The sequence below is a fragment of the Dendronalium sp. ChiSLP03b genome (assembly GCF_034531165.2).
In the GTDB taxonomy this organism is placed as follows: Bacteria; Cyanobacteriota; Cyanobacteriia; order Cyanobacteriales; family Nostocaceae; genus Dendronalium; species Dendronalium minutum.
In genome coordinates this window covers 1-20,944 of the sequence record NZ_JAVRBR020000037.1, presented here as the reverse complement: position 1 = coordinate 20,944, position 20,944 = coordinate 1, and the positions used below count along the sequence as shown (strand labels likewise).

General features: G+C 42.9%; 19 protein-coding genes. 8 read left to right on the top strand and 11 right to left on the bottom strand.

The genetic code is table 11. The features are described 5' to 3' along the window. Positions 1-13 precede the first annotated feature (13 nt). Both RMY31_RS08720 and RMY31_RS08715 read right to left on the bottom strand, forming a co-directional pair. The gene (locus RMY31_RS08720; RefSeq protein WP_409877799.1) at positions 14-835 is read right to left on the bottom strand and encodes a DUF3153 domain-containing protein; all 822 of its coding nucleotides are present in this window, start codon (positions 833-835) and stop codon (positions 14-16) included. A gap of 445 nt (positions 836-1,280) precedes the next feature. Next, the gene (locus RMY31_RS08715) at positions 1,281-1,811 is read right to left on the bottom strand and encodes a tetratricopeptide repeat protein (RefSeq protein WP_322660765.1); all 531 of its coding nucleotides are present in this window, start codon (positions 1,809-1,811) and stop codon (positions 1,281-1,283) included. Between the two features lie 159 nt (positions 1,812-1,970). Here RMY31_RS08715 and RMY31_RS08710 point away from each other — a divergent pair, with 159 nt between their 5' ends. Continuing rightward, complete coding sequence (locus RMY31_RS08710) at positions 1,971-2,417, top strand: hypothetical protein (protein ID WP_322660762.1); 447 nt, start codon at positions 1,971-1,973, stop codon at positions 2,415-2,417. 82 nt (positions 2,418-2,499) lie between these two features. Here RMY31_RS08710 and argB read toward each other — a convergent pair whose 3' ends face one another. Together argB and RMY31_RS08700 are read right to left on the bottom strand one after the other, a co-directional pair. Further along, positions 2,500-3,405, bottom strand: coding sequence for an acetylglutamate kinase (gene argB, locus RMY31_RS08705; protein WP_322660760.1), 906 nt, complete (start codon positions 3,403-3,405; stop codon positions 2,500-2,502). 184 nt (positions 3,406-3,589) lie between these two features. Continuing rightward, the gene (locus RMY31_RS08700; RefSeq protein WP_322660758.1) at positions 3,590-4,135 is read right to left on the bottom strand and encodes a shikimate kinase; all 546 of its coding nucleotides are present in this window, start codon (positions 4,133-4,135) and stop codon (positions 3,590-3,592) included. Between the two features lie 282 nt (positions 4,136-4,417). Here RMY31_RS08700 and RMY31_RS08695 point away from each other — a divergent pair, with 282 nt between their 5' ends. After that, the gene (locus RMY31_RS08695) at positions 4,418-5,431 is read left to right on the top strand and encodes a multicopper oxidase domain-containing protein (protein ID WP_322660756.1); all 1,014 of its coding nucleotides are present in this window, start codon (positions 4,418-4,420) and stop codon (positions 5,429-5,431) included. Between the two features lie 76 nt (positions 5,432-5,507). On the opposite strand, the gene RMY31_RS08690 is transcribed toward RMY31_RS08695, so the two are convergent. Continuing rightward, on the bottom strand, positions 5,508-7,466 hold the full coding sequence (locus tag RMY31_RS08690; RefSeq protein ID WP_322660754.1) for a serine hydrolase: 1,959 nt from the start codon (positions 7,464-7,466) through the stop codon (positions 5,508-5,510). 302 nt (positions 7,467-7,768) lie between these two features. Here RMY31_RS08690 and RMY31_RS08685 point away from each other — a divergent pair, with 302 nt between their 5' ends. Then, the gene (locus tag RMY31_RS08685) at positions 7,769-8,689 is read left to right on the top strand and encodes a histone deacetylase (protein WP_322660789.1); all 921 of its coding nucleotides are present in this window, start codon (positions 7,769-7,771) and stop codon (positions 8,687-8,689) included. An 80-nt stretch (positions 8,690-8,769) separates the two neighbouring features. Here the strand turns inward: RMY31_RS08685 and RMY31_RS08680 are convergent, their stop codons facing one another. Further along, entirely contained in the window at positions 8,770-10,416 is a 1,647-nt protein-coding gene (locus RMY31_RS08680; RefSeq protein ID WP_322660752.1) for a Ppx/GppA phosphatase family protein, read from the bottom strand. Between the two features lie 404 nt (positions 10,417-10,820). On the opposite strand from RMY31_RS08680, the gene RMY31_RS08675 reads away from it, so the two are divergent. Further along, complete coding sequence (locus RMY31_RS08675) at positions 10,821-11,702, top strand: 4-hydroxybenzoate solanesyltransferase (protein ID WP_322660750.1); 882 nt, start codon at positions 10,821-10,823, stop codon at positions 11,700-11,702. Positions 11,703-11,745: 43 nt separating this feature from the next. Here RMY31_RS08675 and RMY31_RS08670 read toward each other — a convergent pair whose 3' ends face one another. Beyond that, complete coding sequence (locus RMY31_RS08670; RefSeq protein ID WP_322660748.1) at positions 11,746-12,060, bottom strand: hypothetical protein; 315 nt, start codon at positions 12,058-12,060, stop codon at positions 11,746-11,748. Between the two features lie 121 nt (positions 12,061-12,181). Between RMY31_RS08670 and RMY31_RS08665 the strand changes: the two genes are divergently transcribed. Then, positions 12,182-15,175 (top strand): COR domain-containing protein, encoded by a 2,994-nt coding sequence (locus RMY31_RS08665; RefSeq protein WP_409877797.1) that lies wholly within the window; start codon positions 12,182-12,184, stop codon positions 15,173-15,175. A 135-nt stretch (positions 15,176-15,310) separates the two neighbouring features. On the opposite strand, the gene RMY31_RS08660 is transcribed toward RMY31_RS08665, so the two are convergent. After that, entirely contained in the window at positions 15,311-15,784 is a 474-nt protein-coding gene (locus tag RMY31_RS08660; protein ID WP_322660742.1) for a protein tyrosine phosphatase family protein, read from the bottom strand. A 435-nt stretch (positions 15,785-16,219) separates the two neighbouring features. Between RMY31_RS08660 and RMY31_RS08655 the strand changes: the two genes are divergently transcribed. Continuing rightward, positions 16,220-16,717 carry a GNAT family N-acetyltransferase gene (locus RMY31_RS08655; RefSeq protein WP_322660740.1) on the top strand — a complete coding sequence of 166 codons (498 nt, stop codon included), beginning with the start codon at positions 16,220-16,222 and terminating at the stop codon, positions 16,715-16,717. A 186-nt stretch (positions 16,718-16,903) separates the two neighbouring features. Here RMY31_RS08655 and RMY31_RS08650 read toward each other — a convergent pair whose 3' ends face one another. Next, a complete protein-coding gene (locus RMY31_RS08650; protein ID WP_409877798.1) occupies positions 16,904-17,155 on the bottom strand; it encodes an HAD family hydrolase in 252 nt (83 codons plus the stop codon). Positions 17,156-17,238: 83 nt separating this feature from the next. On the opposite strand from RMY31_RS08650, the gene RMY31_RS08645 reads away from it, so the two are divergent. Beyond that, a complete protein-coding gene (locus tag RMY31_RS08645) occupies positions 17,239-17,877 on the top strand; it encodes a TetR/AcrR family transcriptional regulator (RefSeq protein WP_322660738.1) in 639 nt (212 codons plus the stop codon). A gap of 350 nt (positions 17,878-18,227) precedes the next feature. Here the strand turns inward: RMY31_RS08645 and purN are convergent, their stop codons facing one another. Both purN and RMY31_RS08635 read right to left on the bottom strand, forming a co-directional pair. Continuing rightward, a complete protein-coding gene (purN, locus tag RMY31_RS08640; RefSeq protein WP_322660736.1) occupies positions 18,228-18,881 on the bottom strand; it encodes a phosphoribosylglycinamide formyltransferase in 654 nt (217 codons plus the stop codon). Positions 18,882-18,888: 7 nt separating this feature from the next. Next, a complete protein-coding gene (locus tag RMY31_RS08635; RefSeq protein ID WP_322660734.1) occupies positions 18,889-19,830 on the bottom strand; it encodes a type IV pilin-like G/H family protein in 942 nt (313 codons plus the stop codon). 85 nt (positions 19,831-19,915) lie between these two features. On the opposite strand from RMY31_RS08635, the gene RMY31_RS08630 reads away from it, so the two are divergent. After that, positions 19,916-20,803 carry a sugar ABC transporter permease gene (locus RMY31_RS08630; protein ID WP_322660732.1) on the top strand — a complete coding sequence of 296 codons (888 nt, stop codon included), beginning with the start codon at positions 19,916-19,918 and terminating at the stop codon, positions 20,801-20,803. The last annotated feature ends 141 nt before the right edge of the window (positions 20,804-20,944 follow it).

Below are 20,944 nucleotides of genomic sequence, written 5' to 3'. Positions count from 1 at the left end.
CCCCCACTCAGACCTATTCTGTAACTGCTGCTTTGGGCGCAAACTGAATCCTGGGGTCTGGCATGAAAGTATATCTAAGATAAAATCCTCCCCAGATAAACAAGATAATCAACAAGCTACCAATTCCAAGGGGGCTGGGAAGCCAGAAAACTACTTCGATGTGGTTCAGCTCGCCAGTTTTTAATTGCCATACTAGTTGATTGCCATTCTTTTCTGGCTCGATGGCATTTTCTGTTACTGGAATGTTCTTAGCGCCCCAAGGGGTCTTTAAGCTAAATTTCAAATCCAGAATGGAACCAGTATCAGCCAGAACGTTACCATTGCTGGCAATCAGCGAGAGCGATCGCAAGTCTAAATCATAAATTAATCGATTCCGAACTAACACTAAAAAATTGCTCTGATCTATGAGTAAGTTTGATTCAATTTTTGGTAGTTCTGATTCAGATTCGCTGGGCACGGCTTCAGCTTTTTGATTAACACGGGAGTTAAAAAATTCGTTGAACTTTTCTTGCAACTCCTGACCATTACTGAAGGGAATTGTCACAATTACTTCTTCTTTAGAAACCCGCTTTGCTTTCCCTTCGAGTTTACGGGCACGATGCTCTATGCTGTCTAACCATGCATACACATAGTCTCCACTAAAACTGGTTAGCCGTTCTTCTAACTTGATATGCTGCACCAGTTCACCACTATTTGAGTGGTTAAAATTCACTCCTACGTCGTAATGCACGCAACCCGACAATAGCAGCGATGTTAACAGCACTAGCCACAAAATAGGTTTTGGGATTGTTGCCTTACCCTTTTTTAGGGGCGTACGGGGGAGTGAATTTTGCATAGGAAAGTCGTAATTAATCTGATTTTGATTAGTTAGTGGCACGAGAAACTCTATTTTTGCCAGCATAAAACTAAATGGTCTGATTAACCACATCAAAATCTTTGCGAAAGTCAAAGAATTCATTACATATGTCTCCCAAACATTAAAGAAGGCAGGAGGTGAGCCACTGCGGTGAAGCAGCCCCCGTCTTGGTGAGTCACTTGCCGTCTTCTCCCAAAGGGGAGACGCTGGCGCGAAGGCGCTTTGCGTCGTTAGCGCAGCGTTAGCGACAAAGGAGCGTCACCCAAAGGGCAGAGGGCACTTATGTTCCATTCAGGAGGAGATTCAGACCCATCCTAAATGGGAGACAGTAAGCAAAGCTCACTCTTTGGTTGATACTCTTACTCCCAGCAGGCATTCCTTCTACCTCCTCCCTCCTGCACTCTCAAGCTTCTTTCAGACTTGTTTAGTAAAAACTCGACCAAACCAAGTACGAAATGGTTAAACCCATAGCAATTAGCGCCACCCAGATAAAGCGATTATCTTTGGTATTGACCTGACTGAGATCGACGAATTCTGGTTGAGGCGCTTTTTGCCCAGAAGATTTGCGAGGATTAACAGTTACACGAATTTTAGATTCATTGTCGGGCAGTTTACCCAAATCTGGAATTTCGGTCATCCACTCGCTCGGTCTTTTCAGCTTTGGTGCTTGTAAGATGTAGAGCAATCGCTTTGCCTGTTTGTTGGTTTCTGCGAAGGGATGGCGTTTGAGTTGTTGGCAAAGGGCGATCGCATCTTCAGTCCGTCCAGCCGCTTCATAAGCTGTCGCCAACCAAAGTTCTACTTCGCCTCCAAGGCGAGAATTACGAGTTAAAAGGGCGCTTGCCTTTTCCAGGTTTTCTACAGCTTCTCGGTATTGACCATTTTCAAAAGCAAGTTTCCCAGTCTGGTACTTAGCTTTGGCTATTTCTAAACTTTCTGCACTCACGTTTTGCATAAAAATCAGCACTGCTTTAATTTTGCCAATTCCAGCAATCTTTTTTGAATCTTTTTAAAAGCTGGCAATTTTATAGTCGATAAACTTTTAAAATTTTAACCAAAGTAGCTGAGGCTATTTTCTTAAAAAATTAGTTTATCAAATGCAGGTAAGCAAAATATGCTAAAAATCAAGCATTCGCTACTGAATTGTTTCGGAGCGGGAATAACTCTGGCACTGATAGGCGCTACCCCTGCTCCAGCTTCTGCCCAAAGTGTAATAGTGATTGACGGCGCTTCTGGAATCAGAAGACAGCCTGCTGTGGGTTCCTTTATTTACGGTAGTCCGATTCCTACCCCCATGCCTGTAGATCCGACGACAGGACTAATGCCAAGTCCCAGCGATCGCCACTATTACTCTTATCCATCTGTCAACGATCGCCACTATTACTCTTATCCTTCCATAAGGCAAAATGAGATAAACAACTCCACGCTAGTTAATCCGGTAGTTGTGAATAGATCGTGGCATCGCAGACCATTTAGAGGAGAATCGCGAGTGATTTTGCAAGATTCATGGCATCGCACACCAGTTAGACAGCGATCGCGCGTGATTTTGACTTATCCATAGTAATTTTCAGGTGGGTTAGTTGCCCACCTTTGTAGATTTTAGAGTTGATATTCCACTACTTCCTTAATCGGGCAGTGGGAGATTATTGACGTTTGGGAAGAAATTGGGAACCGAGAATCATTGTACCAATACCAACATCAGTAAAAATTTCTAATAACAAGGCGTGGGGAATGCGACCATCGATAATGTGTGCTGCACTTACGCCTTGAGCTAGCGATCGCACGCAACAATTGACTTTAGGAATCATGCCACCGCTGACTATACCATCGGCAATCAGCTCGCGGGCTTCCCGAATATCTACTTTCGGAATTAAGGTTGATGGGTTTTTGTAATCTTTTAAAATACCTCTAGTATCGGTTAGCAAAATTAATTTTTCTGCCCCTAGTGCTGCTGCTATTTCTCCAGCTACAGTATCAGCATTAATGTTGTAAGCTTGTCCTAACTCATCTGCGGCGACGCTGGACACGACAGGAATATAACCATTGCTTGCGAGAGTTTCCAAAATCTTGATATTCACATTACTGACTTCGCCCACAAAGCCGATGCCTTCTTGACCTTGGGGACGAGCTGTAAATAGATTACCGTCTTTACCGCAAAGTCCTACAGCCAATCCACCAGCTTGGTTAATCAGGGAGACAATTTCTTTATTGACTCGACCGACTAAAACCATTTCCACCACATCCATTGTGGGGGCATCAGTGACTCTTAGACCATTTTTAAATTGCGCTTCGATTCCCAGTTTATCTAACCAACTGTTAATTTCTGGGCCACCACCATGTACCAGTATTGGACGCAAGCCGACGCAGGATAAAAATACAATGTCACGAATGACTTGATCCTTAAGGGTGCTATCTTTCATCGCCGCACCACCATATTTAACAACAACGGTGCGACCAGTGAATTGTTGAATATATGGTAGAGCTTCGCTTAGCACTTGCACACGAGTGGCTTCAGCTTGCCTGATGTACTCAGTATCGTTGGCTGTCATGAGGAGCTGTGATTAAAACCTATGCAGTCAGTGTAGAAGACTTTGGAACCTGTAACAATGGTCAAGAAGGGGCAGAGGAGAAACTCTATGTCTAAAGTCTGTTTCTGGAAATCTTGAACAACATTTATACGCAGTAACGCTGCTGTTCGTAAAATCTGATGATTTGACAAGAGGAAACTTCGGTTTAGCGAGAAACTTGTGGTTTCAGAACGCTAGGAATTGCCTCCATAACTTTGTTGGCAATCTCTTCAGGCGTTTCTCCCTCTCGCAAAGTGATACGCAAATCAGCTTGCGAGTAAAGTGGTGTTCGTTGTTCGAGGAGCGATCGCAGTTTGCCTTGAGGGTCAGCATCTTGTAAAAGTGGTCTTGTCGTATCCTCTGCTAAACGGGTGTAGAGTAGCTCCAATGGCGCATCTAGCCACACAATCAAACCGTGGTGCAAGTAACTCCAGTTTTCTCGCCGCAGTACAATTCCGCCACCTGTAGCTATCACCAACTCTTTACGAGCGCAAACTTGTGCCAATACATCACTTTCCAACTGTCGAAATGCGGCTTCTCCTGACTCGGCAAATAGCTGATTAATGGTTTTTCCTGTTAATTGGGTAATTATATTATCAGTATCTAAAAATGTATAACCCAGTTGCTTGGCTAGTAAATCTCCTACCGTAGACTTCCCAACGCCCATCATCCCAATTAAGTACAGGTTAACTCCTCGCAATAAGCTGCTCACCAGTTGTTTCGCTCCAGTATGGATTATCTTAGTGGCTTTGTAACTGATACAAAGCCCGACAAGTAGGGACTTTGAAGACCTACAGTACTTCAATTTTAGTACTGAATTGCTGTTGTGAAGAATTCAGAGTGAAGACAATACGGTGCGGCTAATCCAGTGAAGGCAAGATTCATTCTCAAATACTTTAGATAATTATTGACAGTAATTATTGATTTCAGATAGTATGCGAAGTAATTGCGAATCTTTTGCAATTTTTTTGTGCTGTAAAACGTTAATAATGCGATGCCCAAGCACTCAATTTTGGGGAAAGAAAAACTTTGGAACCGTCGTCAACTGCTGAAATTGGGTTTAGCTGGTGTCGGTGTGACTGGGGCGACAGCGCTTTGGCAAACTTTGAATGTACAAAGTAAGTCAATTGTAAGAATACCACCTATGGAGATGGAAGCACCTTCAGGTGCTGCTAATCCTATGCAGGTGCTACGGAATTTTGAGTATGGAACACTGAAGCAAGAAAATGGACGTACCATCCGAGAATTTGAGTTAACTGCTGGTACTTCCGTCATTCAACTTAATAGTGCTGTTTCTTACAATATTTGGGATTTAAACGGTCGCATACCGGGGCCAACGCTACGGGCAAAACAGGGCGATCGCGTCCGAGTACTCTTTCTCAATCAGGCGGGACATTCTCACTCTCTACATTTTCATGGTATTCATCCCGCAGAAATGGATGGCGTACGTCCAGTCAGCAATGGCCAAGCCACAATTTATGAATTTGATGCTGAACCTTACGGCGTTCACTTGTACCACTGCCATATTGAACCAGTCACCCGTCATATTGCTAAAGGGCTGTATGGGATGTTCATCATCGATCCGCCCACGCCGCGTCCTCCAGCTGATGAGATCGTACTAGTTATGGCTGGGTATGATGTGAATGATGATAGCCACAATGAATATTATGCCTTTAACGGTCTGCCTCATCACTACATGCATCACCCCATCCAGATTTACCAAGATCAGTTGATTCGGCTATATGTTCTAAACATCATTGAATACGATACGGCAGTAACATTTCACCTCCATGCCAACTTTTTTGATGTGTACCGCACAGGTATGACTCTTACTCCCAGCGAGAAAACTGATGTAATTACGATGGGCATAGCAGAACGGCACATCTTGGAATTTGCATTTCGTTATCCAGGGAAGTATATGTTTCATCCCCATCAAGATGCGATCGCTGAAAATGGCTGTATGGGTCAATTTGAAGTAGTCGCTAGGGGACTTCCGAGTAAAAAATGAGCAGAGGGGCAGAGGGGCAGGGGAAGCAGGGGAAGCAGGGGAAGCAGGGGAAGCAGAGGAGCACGGGGAGAATTTCCTAGAACAAATCAAATGTTGGCCAAGTGCTGACTTTGCTCTTAACGTCCCACATTAGTTTGTCGAGGTCGCCTGAGAAACCTGAGTTTTGACTGCGTGTATTAACTAGTACTGCCCAAGAAAAACCGCTGCTTGTGTTCACCATAATTGCTTGTTCGCCAGGCAAACTGCCATTATGCCAATGATTATTAGATGAATTGACAGACCATCCTTTAGCGTAGCTAGAGTTAACGCTTGAGCCTGTGTACATTGTTGTGAGTGTAGAAGCAGCAAGAATATCAGGTTTTGTATTCAAGCCATCTACACGAACTAACAGCTTTACTAAATCGATAGGTTTTGCAATCCAGCCACCGTGAGCATCCATACGTGCAACTTTCATCCCGTATGGATTTTCACCGCCTTGACCGTAATAGATGACTTCATTTGCTTTTCTTTGTGCTTCGGTGTCACCGCCAATACGCATATCTGTGACACCAGATTGCTTGAGTATATTATTTTTTACATAATTTTCGTATGTTTCTCCTGTGACTTTTTCAATCACACGCCCTAATACACAATAGCCAAAATTAGAGTAGGCGTAATTAGTTCCAGGTGTATTATCTAACGAACGATTATCTAAGACCCAACTAATAAGTTCGGCGTGATTCATCGATGGATTAGAAAACATTGGATCGTTGGAACTGTTAGACCAACCACCTGCTAGATGGGTCAACAAATGTTCTACTGTAATTTTCTCGATGTTGGTTTTATAGGGTGTTGAACCATATTGCGTTCCTAAAATACCACCTTGACCAAAGACTTTATCACTGAGTTTGAGCTGCTTTTGCTCAACGAGTTTCATAATTGCGATCGCGGTAATTGGTTTGGATACACTGGCGATGCGAAAACGGTGACGAGGTGCTACTTTTGTGCCTGTGGATTTATCGGCATAGCCGTAGGTTTTGGCTAGCACTAAGCGATTATCTTTAGCGATCGCTAATGATAAACCAGGAACATCGTATGTTTGCATAAATTGAGCAACAGTTTGATCGATGGCTTGTAATTCAGAACTCTTGTAGCCATTTTGACTTTCCCAAATAGCTGCATATCTGTCTTGACCGTTAACTGTATAACCATTCACCCATACAGGTCGATAGCCTTGATAAAAGTAGCGGTCAAATTCATCTTGGTATTCTTGTGAAGTCATACCATGACGCGCTACCCAAGCCCCACTACCCGACTTTTCCCAAATCGCTGCGTATCTGTCTTGACTGTTGAGTGAATAGCCACTTACTTTCACAAGGCGGTAACCCTGTGATGTGTATTTGTTAAATTCACTTTGATATGCGCTAGAAGTCATGCCGTGACGTGCCACCCAAGCCGGTGCATTAGCCGTTTTCTCAAAGATGACAGCATAGCGGTCAACGTTATTTACCGTGTAGCCACTAATATCTATAGGACGGTAGCCTTGTGAAATGTACTTATTAAATTCGTTTTGATATTCGCCAGAGGTCATGCCGTGACGTGCCACCCAAGCTGGTGCATTAGCTGTTTTCTCAAAAATGACAGCATAGCGGTCAACGTTATTCACCGTATATCCACTCACCTGTACCGGACGATAACCCTGTGCAGTGTATTTGTTGAATTCCGTTTGATACTGGGCAGACGATAAGCCATGACGTGCCACCCAAGCAGGTGCATTAGCCGTTTTCTCAAAAAGTGCTGCGTAACGGTCTTGATTCCCTACTGCGTAGCCACTAACTAACACAGGTCGATATCCAAGGTCAGTATATTTATTAAACTCACTTTGGTACTCAGCTGAAGTCATCCCGTGACGGGCGACCCAAGCAGATGGTTGCGCTAGTGCTAGTAGATGATTTTGTGCCCAAGACTTTGTTCCTGCATCTCCCAGCACAACAAATGCTGAACTCATCCCCATCAGCTTTATAAATCTACGACGACTACTTAAGTTAAAATCCATATTTAATTTGACTCCTATTTAAGTAATAAAAATCACTTAGTTAGCAAACTAACCAGTGTTTGCATTATGTAATCAGACCTTAGTGGCAACGACTTGAGCGTTAACCTGTGATTTTCACTTCTGTATATTTATATGAGTGTGGGAAAAGATTTATGCAGGTGACAGATGACTGTCTACTTGAGTCAAAAAGAAGCTTCAGTCCAAAGGGTATTTTCTTTTTCCCCTCTGCTTCTCTGCCCCTCTACCTCTTCAGTCAAGAGGATACAATGGCTTCAGTGTCCTGCTGTCAATCTTTTTTGCTTATGCTGCCAGTCATCTATTCTGAGGAGTTTCTGGATCATAAGACTGGAAAGTATCATCCAGAGAACCCAGAACGCTTGAAAGCGATTGTCAATGCCCTGAAAGAAGCTACATTTGCAGAAAAAATTGTATGGCGATCGCCTACACCTGCATCAGAAAAACCATTGCTAATGTCATTTTTGGTGCAAGCCCATACCCCAAACTACATCAAGAAACTTTGGGAAATCGCCTCTAGTGGCGGTGGTTATTTGGATGGCGATACGCCTGTTTCACCGCGCAGTTATGATGTGGCATTGTTGGCTGTGAGTGCTTGGCTAGATGGAGTTGATGCTGTGCTAGCAACAGCAAATCCGGCTTTTGTACTGGCACGTCCACCTGGACACCATGCTGAAAGTGATGCTGGAATGGGGTTTTGCTTATTTTCCAATGCGGCGATCGCTGCTTTCTATGCCCTAGAACAACCTGGTATTAACCGCGTCGCTGTCTTAGATTGGGATGTGCATCATGGTAATGGTACTCAGGCGATCGTTGAAACCAACGCACAAATTGCCTATTGTTCTCTACATCAGTACCCTTGTTATCCTGGTACTGGGAAAGCAACTGAGCGCGGCTTTCATAATAATGTGTTAAATTTGCCCATACCTCCTGGTAGCGATATCACTGTATATCAGCCATTGTGGGAAAACAAGGTAGTACCTTTTTTAGCTAACTTTCAACCAGATTTATTGATTGTTAGTGCTGGTTATGATGCCAATGCGGACGATCCTTTGGCAAGTATTAATTTACAACCAGAAGATTATGCTTTATTCACTGAGTATTGTCTGGGACTAACCCGTAAAATTATATTTGGTTTGGAAGGCGGCTATGATTTCTCAACACTTTCTCAATCAGTTTTAGCAACAATTGAACGCTGTTTATTTTAGCCATTTATCAGAGTAAACCACTTTGAAGAGGTATTTTTAGGGTAGAGCGATCGCTCTACCCTAAAAACCTCAAAATTTTACTATCTTGGCAATTTAGAAGATTCTAAATTTGCCACTAATTTCACACCAAATTCTTCCTCAAACACTGCTTTTTTAAAATCTAAGCTCCAGAGTTCTAAGGCGCAGTCATCATCAGATTGAGAGGGAGAAATTAGCAGATTAACTTGCTGAAGCTGGGGATAATATTCACACTGAATTTGGGCGATCGCACCAATTTGCCGCCTATCTAATGCAACTGCCAATCTTAAAATACTACTCAATTGGCAGACTATTTGGCGGTGCTTTTTACTCAGCAAATTGCGATAATTTTCATGCTTTTTCTTGGGTGCTGATTTGCGATGATAACGCGCTAAATTGGCAATGACTTCTATCTCAGTTTCATTAAAGCCAAGTAATTCGCCATTGCGGATGAGATAGTAAGAGTGCTTGTGGTGAGCTGAATGGCTGACGTAATGACCGCAATTGTGTAATATCGCAGCTGCCCACAACAATTGCCGCTCATCTGTTCCCCAGTGGTGTAGTGTACCTTGAGTTTGGTCAAATAAACTGAGGGCAAAGGCTGCCACGCGATCGCTATGTTCTAATTTGATGTGGTACTTATCAGCATGTTTGAGGACACTCCGCTGGCGTACTGAACCTTGGTAGCGGAGTCTATCTTCAATTAAACCGTGGGCTAGCATCCAATCTACAATCACACCTTCTCTGAGGGAACGCCCACAAGCTGTTACTGACTCCACACCCAACAGAGTCATGGCTTCCTGTAATATGACTGCGCCTGCTAATATCACTTCAGCGCGCTTCTCTGGCATCCCAGGAATTGCAGCCCTTTCGGAGTTAGTTAATTTCCGCAAACGATTTACCCACTCCCGCAAGTCTTTAAGACTGAACTCATAGCCATTGAGAGTGGAAGGGACTGAACCTGAATTATTCCTTGCATGGATCAGTGCTAAAGTTTCAATCGTGCCAGAGGTTCCGATCAAACGGTGAGATTCACCCAACTGGATATTTGCTAGTACCTCATCTACAGAACGTTCTAATGTACCGCGTGCATAAGCTTGCAAGTACTGAAACTCGACGTTACTAATGGGGTCGGTGTTGATTAATTCGCTAGTGAGTCGCACTGCACCGACTTTGGTACTGGTGAGAGTGCGTGGTTCGTGACTGTCTCCCAAAATTAATTCTGTGGAACCACCGCCAATATCGATAATGATGTGAGGCTGGTTGTGAAATTCCATCCCCGATAGCACACCTAGGTAAATTCGTCGCGCTTCTTCTTGACCAGAAATCAAGTCAACGCTTAAACCTACCTCCGCTTCTACCTTGTGCAAAAAATCTTTACCGTTAGGTGCTTCCCGCACAGCACTAGTTGCCACGGCAATTACTGTTTCAGCGTCGAAAGTTTTGGCAACTTCTTGGAAGCGTCCGAGGGTAGCGATCGCTTTTTCCATTATTTCTGGTTTCAGCTCTCCAGTGGTGATATTGCGATCGCCCAGCCTCACAGTTTCTTTTTCTCTGGCGATAATGCTAAAAGATGGTAGTGTCGGGTCAATCTTTACCACTACCATGTGCAGAGAATTTGTGCCCAAGTCAATGGCAGCAATAATTCGGTGTTGCTTAACTGGTTGAGTGCTAATGCTCTCCCAGTCAGCTGAAACTAAATTCACCATCTAGTTTTCTCTCTATTAAGGAAGGATGGTCAAGCTGAAAGCTGAAAGCTGAAAGCTGAAGTATGAAGTCAAGGTTTCAGTTTTTATCCCTTCGGGTTCGCAGTCGCTCATGGGAGAAACCCCAAGACCGCGCTGTCTCACCTTTACACTTGAGACTTCTTTAGTCAGTGGTGTGTCGGAGTAGTTGGCATTGATACTTGTTGCAACACACTAGCTCGGCAGTTTCTCGTAGTTCGAGGCTAACCGAGCTAAGTATATTCACCCTGCTGCTTATAACTGTTAGTGACTGTTTAAATGTATTTAAAGTTGCCACTTCAGCTATGTTTTTACAAATATCAAATAACGTTATTCTATAGATGTAAAGTTGTGTGAATTCATCTATCTAAAGTTATTTCTTAATTTTTATGTTGAGTACACCAGAACGCAAACAGGAACCAGTGTGGCTTGTAATTGTTCGACTTCTGCGGTGGCATAAACCAGAAGGAAGGTTGATTTTAATGATTCCTGCCTTGTGGGCTGTGTTTTTGGCAGCTTCTGGAAAACCGCCTTTACCCTTGGTTGGTGTGATTGTCTTGGGTACTCTCGCCACCAGTGCGGCTGGATGTGTGGTCAACGATTTGTGGGATCGGGATATCGACCCACAAGTGGAAAGAACACGCGATCGCCCCCTTGCTTCCCGTGCCCTTTCTATAAAAGTTGGTATTGTGGTCGGCATAGTTGCCCTGGCATGTGCAGCAGTTCTTGCCTATTATCTTAATCCCCTCAGTTTCTGGTTATCTGTAGCAGCAGTGCCTGTAATTTTGCTTTATCCAGGTGCAAAGCGGGTTTTTCCAGTACCTCAGCTAGTTCTCTCGATTGCTTGGGGTTTTGGCGTATTGATTAGCTGGAGTGCGGTGACGCACAACCTTTCCCAACCAACTTGGATACTCTGGGGCGCGACTGTATTGTGGACATTGGGATTTGATACTGTTTACGCTTTGAGCGACAAGGAAGACGATCGCCGCATTGGCATTAATTCTAGTGCCTTGTTTTTTGGGGATTATGCCCCTACTGCGATTGGAATTTTCTTGGCTGGTACAGTTTTGTTATTGGCTTGGTTAGGTATCGCGATCGCTCTTCACTTTCCTTTTTGGATTGGCCTTGCATTGGCTACCATCGGCTGGACTTGGCAGTCTCTGCGATTAAGAAAAAAAGACATACCTAACTCTGCATATGGTGAAATGTTCCGACAAAATGTGTGGATTGGTTTTATATTACTTGCTGGGATGATTATCGGTTCTTTGTAATCTTAAGAATTACTCACATCCTGCGCTAAGATTAACTAATTTTTTAACGTAGACGCAAAGCGGCTTCCCGAAGGGTACCACAGAGGCACAGAGAACACAGAGATAAAGAATCGCCTTTTTTACTCGACAATTTGTGTTCACAGGTGCAAGCTTCGAGTTCAGAAGTTGAATGGTGAGGTTTAGAGGTGAAGCGATCGCCTTTTTTACGTGACAATTTGTGTTTTGAGGTGCAAACTTCGAGTTCAGAACTTGGATGATAAGGGTTTGAGGTGGAGCGATCGCCTTTTTTACGTAACAATTTGTGTTTTGAGGTGCAAGCTTCGAGTTCAGAAGTTGGATGATGAGGGTTTGAAGTCAAACTTAGACGCGTTAAGGCTGTTTATCACTGATAGCAAAGAGTTAATACTTGATACAAGCTAAATTAATAATTAACTTTACCTCGCTAATCGTCATACATCGCCTCGTTGAAAACCCTGACCATGACCAACGAAGAACTGCCGCAAATTATTGAACAAGCTGCCAGAGACAAAGTAACAACATTAGACCTTTCTGGCAAAGGCTTAACAATGCTGCCAGCAGAGATTGGTCAACTCTCCCAACTCAACGAGCTTGACCTCCAAAACAATAAACTGAAGACGCTGCCAGCAGAAATTGGTCAACTCTCTCAACTTAGCAAGCTTGACCTCAGTGAAAATAGACTGACGACGTTGCCAACAGTAATTGGTCAACTCTCCCAACTTAGTGTGCTTGACCTCAGCAACAATCAACTGACGACGCTGCCAGCAGAAATTAGTCAACTTGCCCAACTCAACCGACTTTACCTTGGCTCCAATCAACTGACGACGTTGCTAGCAGAGATTAGTCAACTTTCCCAACTCAACCGACTTTACCTTGACTCCAATCAATTGACGATGCTGCCAGCAGAGATCGATCAACTCTCCCAACTCAACGTGGTTGACCTTAGCTTCAATCAACTGACAATGCTGCCAACAGAGATTGGTCAACTCACTCAACTCAGCCAGCTTTATCTCAGCTTCAATCAACTGACAATGCTGCCAACAGAGATTGGTCAACTCACTCAACTCAACCGACTTTACCTCAACAATAATCAACTGACGACTCTGCCAGCAGAGATTGGTCAACTCATCCAACTCAGCGTGCTTGACCTCAGCTTCAATCAACTGACGACTCTGCCAACAGATATCGGTCAACTCACACAACTTAGCAGGCTTAACCTCAACAATAATCAACTGACGACTCTGCTAGCAGAGATTGGTCAACTCATCCAACTCAGAGTACTTCACCTCAACAACAATCAACTGACGACGCTGCCAGCAGAGATTAGTGAATTCACCCAACTCAGAGTACTTCACCTCAGCTTCAATCAACTGACGACTCTGCCAGCAGAGATTGGTCAACTTACCCAACTCAGTGAGCTTAACCTCAACAACAATCAACTGACAATGCTGCCGCCGGAAATTCAGCGGCTATCTAAAGTTAGAAAGTTAGATTTGCGCGGTTATGGTAATGCCAAGTTGCAAATTCCCCCCGAAATTGTGGGACATTCATGGGAAAATTTGGGTGAGTCTGCCCATATTCTGCACTACTATCTATCTCTGCAAGCCGAGGAGAAAAAGCCCCTCAATCAAGCGAAATTACTACTAGTAGGGCAAGGCGGTGTAGGTAAAACCTCTCTCCTCAAACGACTGATTGAAAACAGTTACGATCCATACGAGCGCAAAACCGAAGGCATCAGTATTAAAAGCTGGAAAATTTCTGTTAAAGACCAGCTTATCTGTCTCAATGTGTGGGACTTTGGCGGACAAGACATTATGCACGCCACCCATCAGTTCTTTCTCACCAAACGTAGTCTTTATCTTTTAGTACTAAATGCCCGTGATGATGAGCGGCAAAACGAATTGGAATACTGGCTAAAGATGATTCAGAGTTTTGGTGATGATTGTCCTATTATTATTGTTGGTAACAAAATTGACGAACATCCCCTCGATATCAACGAAGGTGGATTACGTCAAAAATACCCTGCTATCCGACATATCCTGCCTGTCTCGTGCAAAACAGGGCAAGGACTGGAGAATTTGCGGTCAGCCATCACTAACGAAATTGCTCAATTAAATCATATCCACGACCTCTTGCCCCAAAGCTGGTTTCAGGTCAAAATCCACTTGGAAGATATCAAAAAAGATTATATTCCCTACAGCGACTATGAACGCCTGTGTTGTGATAAGCAAGTTACTGATAGACTCAGCCAATCTACTTTAATTGATCTGCTGCATCACCTTGGTACTGTCCTCAATTTCCGTGACGATCCCCGCCTAGAAGACACCCATGTTCTCAACCCAGAATGGGTAACAAACGGTGTCTACAAAATCCTCAATGACAACTGGCTAATGACGCAATATCGGGGTATTCTCGATCGCGCCCAACTGAAACGCATTCTCAATGATTCCCGCTATCCTGACAATAAACAGTTGTTCATCGTCGATATGATGCGGAAGTTTGAACTTTGTTTTCCGCTGGAAGATGGTGTAGGCGATCGCTTCCTCATCCCCGACTTGCTACCAAAAGAACAACCCGCTACAGGTGAGTGGGAAGATATATTGGCATTCCAATATCATTACAACGTCCTCCCCAGCAGCGTTATCTCTCGCTTCATCGTGCGGATGCATCAACATAGCGATCGTCAGACATGGTGGCGTAGCGGCATTGTCCTGAAACACCAAGGCAATCGGGCGCTAGTGAAAAGCGATCGCGAAGATCGCAAGATATTTATTGCGATCGGTGGTTCTTCTACACGAAGAGAACTACTAGCCATGATTCGTTCCCAGTTCTACGCTATTCACCAAACTATCAAAGGGTTGGAAGTCAAAGAAAAAGTAGGAATTCCGGGACACCCCAATAATATTGTTGTGGACTATCAAACCCTGCTTGAATATGAAAAGCAGGGCTTACGCATTATTCCCGATGGCTTGCAAGAATCGTTCGAGCCTCGCCAACTATTAGATGGTATTGAACTTACAGCAAACCGCCAAAAACCCCATATCCCTAACTCCAAACCTCAGGATATTATGAGCGACAACCAACAGCCAGAAAATAATAAACCATCTCCCCAAAACTCACCTGCTGAACGTGGAATAGCCCTCGGTATGGCCTTGGCGGTCTTAATGCTCTTTATTTTCCTTGTAATACAAAGTGGGACTCCAGGACAAAGCGTGATTTTACCATTAGTTAGGTTGTTAGCAGCCGCATTTGCTGGAATCATAGGTTATTTAGTTACAGGAAACCTGGGTCTAGAGGCACACGTACCTTTTAGTAAAACTCATATTAGAGCGACAGGTGCATTTGCAGCATTTATCGTTGTGTTACTTCTATTCTTTTATGGAGTCCCAACGTCTGATAATTCAACTCCACCTAAGCGTGTTTCATATTATGAGCGCTTAAGTAGTTATTATTAAGTTTCACGCAGAGAGGTTTTAAGGTTTTAGAGAGTTGCGATCGCTACAATTCTGGCTGAAGTGCGGTAATTATAGCTTTGTTAGTTTTTTGTGTCAGGAGCCAGAATAAAGCAGTTTCCTGTCTCCTTAGCTGGCTCAGCGAGTAGCCACAGCTACTTTCGCATGTTTGTTCACATAATCCACAAATAATTGCTTTAGTCGGGGACTAACATTAGTGTGGTCTAACAAACTAAAGCCCAAACTCCGAGCCTTGGCTAAAGTTTGCTCTGGTGTTAATCCTTCTTCAATGGCGATACTCAATAACGCAATTCCAGTTGAGCGCATACCTGCTGCACAATGCACCACAGCCGGTTTAGGGATCTGTTCTAGTGCCGTTAAGATTTTGGTAATCAACTCTTCATTCAAAGCTTCAAGCTTGAGCGGAAAATTTACGTAATGTAGTCCCAACGCTTCAACTACCTGTTGCTCATCCTTACAAAATCCTAGTTCATCAGGCGATCGCAGATTCACAACTGACTTAAAACCCTCTTGGATAGCTTGCTTAATCTGTTGTGGTATCACTTGTCCTGTCGTTGTCAAGTTTTCATTAATCCGTATAGCGTTGATCACTTTTACTCCTTTAACTTTCTAATCTCTTCCAACTTCGTAAATGAGCTGATAAGCAAGATTTGACAAGCTATTCAAACAAGCACTGCAAAATTGGACAAATACTAAAAGCTATCGCTTGATTGCTTTTGATTTTGCCTTTTGAGGTTGGCTATTTTATTGCTTTATCAATAATATACGGTTTGTCGATAGAGTTACTGGTTATTAAAGTTTAATATACATTTTACCGATAGGTTTAACGTAATTTATATATCAGGAGTCAGGAGAAGAAGACGCGATGACGCTGAGAAAGAACTTTCATGTCCCCGTGTCCTCCTCATCCCTTCTTGGACTTGATTACATGTTGCGATCGCTTCTACAATCCATGATGAGCAAAACTGATATGCTTGTATCAGAAAATCAAATAGGCATGTAATTTTTAATGCCAGTTCTGAAACTATGAACGCCAATGAAATATCTCTTCGACCTGCTGTGGAAACAGATGCGTGGGTGCTGAGTGCAATTCATATTGCTGCCATTAAAGCTCTTCCTGCTACTTTCTATACACACAAAGAACTATTAGCTTGGCGCAATTACCGTGAAAAGCCTAATGGTTCAAATATATTGAAGAGTATGAAAGCCGAAACCTTCTGGGTTGCTGTCGATGATGATGTTGTCACAGGATTTGCTAGTTTCATTGTTGACGAACTTATTGGGCTTTATGTGCATCCAAATTATCAAGGTAAAGGAATTGGGCGAGCCTTAGTTCAACATTTTTGCGACGAAGCGATCGCTCAAGGTATAGATAAAGTATTTACTACTGCCAGTCTTTATGCTGAAGGATTTTATTTACGTTTAGGATTTACCGCCATCAAAAGAGCGCCTCATCACTTAAGAACTGGCGTAATTGTCCCAGTTACTAAGATGAGTAAGACGTTGAATATCGCTATGGCATGACGATTGTATAGTCATCCTATGTTATTTATAAAAACTAAAAAACTACAAGCACCGACGTTTTGGAAAAGTTAGAGATATTGTTTTTATAAATAATTTATGACTACTACATAGTTATAAAAAACGTTCAATGATTAAAGGTATTTCTCCTAAATCATCAATAATTCCATCTGCATTTTCTGGCTCTCGCTATCCTAAGTCTCTTTTCCAAATGCTTTTCATTCCGATGTGCTTTGCTCCCATCACGTCTACGTCTGGACGATCTCCAATAAATATACTCTCATTTGCCATGACCCCAAGACTGCATAAAGCACGAATAAATATCTCTGCTTCTGGCTTGCGAACTCCTTCAATTTCTGAAATCAAAATAGTCTGAAAGTAATTCTCAATACCCAAACCTTGAATGGTACGCCGCTGAAAATCACCAAGTCCGTTAGTAATGATGCCGTTTAGCCTATTTTATTGAATTTTGCAACAACTTTTTAAACATAATATATACTGCAAGTCAGTACTTGCAAGCTTAAATGACTAAAACCATCCGTTCGTCCGCTCTTACCCGTGTACGTTTAATAGAAGCTGCCTCGCAGGTATTTGCTAGTTTAGGTGTTCAAGGAGCAACTACCCGTGAAATAGCTCGTGTTGCTGGTGTCAATGAAGTGACTTTATTTCGCCACTTTTCTAGTAAAGAACAACTTCTAAAAGCGACGATCGAAAATGCCTCAGCACTTCAGACAGAAGCCCTTGAACATCCCGAAGCATGGACACAGGATCTGAAAATTGATTTAAGGCAGTATGCCCAGCTTTACAATACGATGCTGGAAGCTCACGAAGACTTAATTCGTACCTTCATTGGGGAAGCTAAACGTCATCCTGAAGCAGCTAAGCAAATTATCCAAGAAGCCGCCAAGCCTTTAGGAGAAAAATTGGTCGGTTATTTACAGTCTAGTCAGAAACGAGGTAGCGTCAGACCTGACCTCGACCCGTTCCCCGCAGTTGATATGTTTACAGGGATGCTGCTAGCTGGAATGCTGCGCCGAAGTGCAAAGTGTACTCAAAACAACTATAGCTGTGAGGACTATATCGAAACTTGTGTAGATGTTTTCGTTCGTGGTATCAGTACTGCTCCCCTTTCAGTAGACAATGCGGCTGTAACTCAGGAGTAGGGAGACAAGGGAGAATTTACTTCCTTAGCCCCTCAGCCTTTCTGCCTCCTGCCTTCTTCACGTAATTAATTTCAGATATGGGATGCCCAGTAAATTATCTGATATCCATGAATTATCAAACTCTAACCCTTTGCAGAGTTTACCTATCAAATACGAATATCCAGATTTGACATGATATTGCATATATAGGAACAACTTAGGGAAATTACGCAAGTTTTATAAGTAAATTTATACTTATTTACAAAATTCCTGGATGCAAGTGCAAGCCATGTGGGAATTGGTAAGGAAACACGTTAAAGGGTAAAGGTAAAAGAGATTGCTGTTCCCTTCAACCTTTCCCCGGTCACGAGTCATTGCCTTTGTGCAGCTAAAGCGATCGCCTGTGGTAAAATTCGATGTTCCTGAACCTGAATTCTGGCATGGAGTGTTTCTAGTGTGTCTTCTGGCAACACTGGTACAGCAGCTTGAATTAATATCGGGCCGCTATCTACTTCTAAACAAACTAAATGTACTGTACAACCAGTAATTTTTACCCCTGCTTGCAAGGCTTGTTCGATAGCATTGATTCCTTTAAAACTAGGTAACAAGCTGGGATGAATATTAATGATTCTGTCAGGAAAGGCATCAATTAATATCGGTGTTACCAGTCGCATCCAACCTGCCATAATCACCCATTCGACATCGTATTGCCGCAAAGTGTTAACAATTTGCTCGTCAAAAGCTTCGCGGCTATTGTAATCGCGGTGATTCAACAAAACAGCTTCTACACCTCTTTTGGCTGCCCGTAGTGGTGCTTTAGCCGAGGGGTTATTGTAAATCAAAACTTGAATTTGAGCGTTGAGATATCCGTCTTCAATAGCTTGGGCAACTGCGTCAAAATTGCTGCCATTGCCAGAAGCCATAATTCCCAGTTTCATGGGAACGCTTTGTGCAAGTTGTTTGCTGGAGATGTTGGGAGAAATCAGGCTAATGGTAGCAGTATCGATTGTAAAAGATTCACTCATAGAGTGTTTATTTTGATAACAAATGTGAACCTCTGGGACATTGTACTGCTTGAGATTCTTTTATAGGTAGTTTTGGTGTAATTGGTGGTATATCTGAGGGTTTGTCAGTTTCACAAATAGCTGTAAATGTCAAAATATCACCTTTAATTTTTCTGGTAAAAGCAATGCCTGTATAGCTTCTCAGTTCAGGTTTTTTGGCAGCAGCCGTACTAATTACGCTTTGGGGTTGCTTACCTTGAGAAACAATTTGATAGCGATACCTCTCAGTTTCTGGCTTAATCCCCAGAGCAAGTTGTTCAAACGTTTTAGCAAATGTATTGTGTTCTAGATAATAAGCCTGTTGTACTCGATTGATGCTACTAATGATTTGTTTACCTTCCAATTCTGGCTGATTGCTTGTTTGATTTTCGCCTTCTGAATTGTAAACTTTAATATTATCAGGCAATGTCGTAGCATCAGAAATTTTTTTGAACAGAGAAGCTTGACTAGAAAAAGCTGTGGGTCTGGGTTTTCCAGGATTAGTATCCTGTAGTTGCACGCGCAACTGACCGTCGGCAGTCAATTCAAAAATTGTCAATACTGGTTCTTGACTACTGGGAATTGTCACATCTAGATGCATGGGTTTTGGTATAGCATTGATGCGGTATTTAAATTCTCCAGCGACAAGGTTACTAGAATTAGGAAAATAAACAAATAATTTGCCTTCTGGCGTGAAAATAAAGTTGATTGTGTTTAAAGATGAATCTTGAGCTTGCCATTGCCCCAGTAATTTCTGAGCAATGGGGTTTTTCTCTCGACTTGGTTGAAATTGAGTCGGTATTGGTGTTGTTGAAGGTTGAGCCAGCACAGTTGCATGGACTGTCATCAGCACAGCGATAAATACACTTGAGGAAAGCAATTTGCTAGCGATTGGAAGTTGAATACCAAAGTGTGGGAAGATTTTAGGCATTTGGGTGAGAGCCACTAAGTTGAAAGGATATTAGCAGACCTCTGCATAAAATAACCTAACTGAAGATTCAATAGCCAACATTGCTATGAAAACATCCCGCTTCTCTCGAATGCAACTCCTGGATAATGATGCAGTTGCTGCTTGGATTTTTCTCTCACCAGCACTGATTTTGCTAGGTGTCTTTGTCATTTGGCCGATCGCTTATTTATTTTATTTGAGTTTCACGGCTGGCAGTTTCACTTCCACAGGTACTTATTGGATAGGTTTAAAAAACTACTGGCGCTTACTGTTCACCCCTGATTTCTGGCAAGTTCTGGGGAATACTTTTTATTTTACCGCTGCCACTGTCATTCCTAGTCTAGTGATTCCCTTGGGATTGGCAGTATTATTAGACCGCTCCATTGCTTTGCGGGGAATACTGCGGAGTGCTTATTTTCTGCCTTCAATTATCTCTCTAGTAGCAGCTGGTTTGGGATTTCGCTGGCTGTTTCAAACCACCGGGCCTGTAAACGCTTTCTTAGACTTAGTTGGGATTCCACCAATTTCCTGGCTAGGAGACACATTCTGGGCCATGCCAGTACTAATTATATTAAGTATTTGGAAACAACTAGGTTTCAATATGGTCGTGTTTTTGGCAGGATTGCAAGCAATTCCCCCCAGTCGCTATGAAGCCGCTGAATTGGATGGAGCTAATGCTTGGCAACAATTTTGGCATGTTACCTTACCCGGATTACGACCTACTTTAATATTTGCAGCAGTTACCACCGCTATTTTTACATTGCGGAGTTTTGAGCAAGTTTATGTGATGACAGGTGGCGGCCCGCTAAATTCTACTAACCTACTGGTTTACTACATTTACCAAGAGGCTTTTGCTCAATTTGATTTTGGTTATGCAGCAGCAGCAGCAACAGTCCTATTGGCTGTGACTTTGGTACTGGTGTATTTGCAATTACGGACTTGGGGGGAGGAGTAAGCTCACAAGTGTAGGTTTTTAATCAAGCAATGAGTAATGACTATAAAACTAACGCTCTAATCATCATTTCTTCTACCCCTACACCCTTACACCCCCACACCCTTACACCCTAAAACCAGGGTTTTAGGAACAAAACGTAAA

What these genes read in the sequence shown, in the direction of transcription:
- RMY31_RS08720 (WP_409877799.1), bottom strand. Translation starts at nt 835, where the DNA reads ATGCAAAATTCACTCCCCCGTACGCCCCTAAAAAAGGGTAAGGCAACA.
- RMY31_RS08715 (WP_322660765.1), bottom strand. Translation starts at nt 1,811, where the DNA reads ATGCAAAACGTGAGTGCAGAAAGTTTAGAAATAGCCAAAGCTAAGTAC.
- RMY31_RS08710 (WP_322660762.1), top strand. Translation starts at nt 1,971, where the DNA reads ATGCTAAAAATCAAGCATTCGCTACTGAATTGTTTCGGAGCGGGAATA.
- argB (WP_322660760.1), bottom strand. Translation starts at nt 3,405, where the DNA reads ATGACAGCCAACGATACTGAGTACATCAGGCAAGCTGAAGCCACTCGT.
- RMY31_RS08695 (WP_322660756.1), top strand. Translation starts at nt 4,418, where the DNA reads ATGCCCAAGCACTCAATTTTGGGGAAAGAAAAACTTTGGAACCGTCGT.
- RMY31_RS08690 (WP_322660754.1), bottom strand. Translation starts at nt 7,466, where the DNA reads ATGGATTTTAACTTAAGTAGTCGTCGTAGATTTATAAAGCTGATGGGG.
- RMY31_RS08685 (WP_322660789.1), top strand. Translation starts at nt 7,769, where the DNA reads ATGCTGCCAGTCATCTATTCTGAGGAGTTTCTGGATCATAAGACTGGA.
- RMY31_RS08680 (WP_322660752.1), bottom strand. Translation starts at nt 10,416, where the DNA reads ATGGTGAATTTAGTTTCAGCTGACTGGGAGAGCATTAGCACTCAACCA.
- RMY31_RS08675 (WP_322660750.1), top strand. Translation starts at nt 10,821, where the DNA reads ATGTTGAGTACACCAGAACGCAAACAGGAACCAGTGTGGCTTGTAATT.
- RMY31_RS08665 (WP_409877797.1), top strand. Translation starts at nt 12,182, where the DNA reads ATGACCAACGAAGAACTGCCGCAAATTATTGAACAAGCTGCCAGAGAC.
- RMY31_RS08655 (WP_322660740.1), top strand. Translation starts at nt 16,220, where the DNA reads ATGAACGCCAATGAAATATCTCTTCGACCTGCTGTGGAAACAGATGCG.
- RMY31_RS08645 (WP_322660738.1), top strand. Translation starts at nt 17,239, where the DNA reads ATGACTAAAACCATCCGTTCGTCCGCTCTTACCCGTGTACGTTTAATA.
- purN (WP_322660736.1), bottom strand. Translation starts at nt 18,881, where the DNA reads ATGAGTGAATCTTTTACAATCGATACTGCTACCATTAGCCTGATTTCT.
- RMY31_RS08635 (WP_322660734.1), bottom strand. Translation starts at nt 19,830, where the DNA reads ATGCCTAAAATCTTCCCACACTTTGGTATTCAACTTCCAATCGCTAGC.
- RMY31_RS08630 (WP_322660732.1), top strand. Translation starts at nt 19,916, where the DNA reads ATGAAAACATCCCGCTTCTCTCGAATGCAACTCCTGGATAATGATGCA.